This window comes from Anaeromyxobacter sp. SG64 (genome assembly GCF_022690745.1).
Lineage (GTDB): Bacteria > Myxococcota > Myxococcia > Myxococcales > Anaeromyxobacteraceae > Anaeromyxobacter > Anaeromyxobacter soli.
In genome coordinates this window covers 1-861 of record NZ_JALCZB010000211.1, presented here as the reverse complement: position 1 = coordinate 861, position 861 = coordinate 1, and the positions used below count along the sequence as shown (strand labels likewise).

Below are 861 nucleotides of genomic sequence, written 5' to 3'. Positions count from 1 at the left end.
CCCGCGCGCCGGGCGCGGACGAACGCCGCCGCCGCCTCGACGCAGGCGCGCGCGTCGTCGGCCTTGGGGTCCGGAGCGTCCGGCAGGAACGCCCGGAGCCGCTCGCGCGCGGGCTCCGGGAGCTTCGCCCCGGCGAGCACGAGCGGCCAGGTCCGCCCGGTGTAGTGGAGCTCCGCCGCCGCGACGACGACCGCGCGCGCCTCGCGCGGCGAGAGGAGCCGGGCGGCGCGGGCGGCGTCCGCGGCGGCGCGGACCGCGACGAGCGGGACGGTGAGCGGCCGGAACGCGTGCTCCGCGTCGCCGTGCAGGAGCGCCACCTCCGCGTCGTCGTCGAGGACGCCGTCCCGGTAGGCGCGAAAGATCGCCCCGACCCCCACCACGCCATGCCGCTCGAGCTCCGCGGCGCGCAGCGCGCCCATGCTCGCGCCGCCGAAGACCGCCACGCCCGCGTCGAGCGCGGCGAGGAGCTCGTGGTGCCAGACCGAGGGCGTCGTATCGAAGAGGCCGTCGACGAGGGCGATCGCGAGCGGCCGGGCGGGGAGGACCGCGAGGACGTCCCCGGCGCGGGCGGGCGGGAGGACCCGGCATGGCGCGAGGCGGCTCGCCTCGGCGGCGTGAAGCGATGGGCCGAGGAAGACGACGAGATCGTCCGGGCGCGCGCGGGTCGTCATCAGAGGAGCTCCGAGAGGAGGAGGCCGGGGACGGCGACCTTCACGACGTGCACGCCGGGCGGAGCGGAGAGCTCGACCGCGACGGCCCGGGCGATCCCGGCGCGCCGGAGCCGGGCGAGCACCGCGCGCACGCTCGCGGCGGCGGCGCCCGCGCCTCGCACGCCGGGCATCCGCCCCGCGTGGCGCCGCG

General features: G+C 79.9%; 2 protein-coding genes. Both read right to left on the bottom strand.

From position 1 onward, the window contains the following. A partial coding sequence (locus MNZ29_RS24135) for a TfuA-like protein (RefSeq protein WP_242357118.1) occupies nt 1-671 on the bottom strand: 671 nt, incomplete at its 3' end. Continuing rightward, nucleotides 671-861: YcaO-like family protein (locus tag MNZ29_RS24130; protein WP_242357117.1), on the bottom strand; the 191-nt coding region annotated here is incomplete at its 5' end. The genes MNZ29_RS24135 and MNZ29_RS24130, both read right to left, overlap by 1 nt.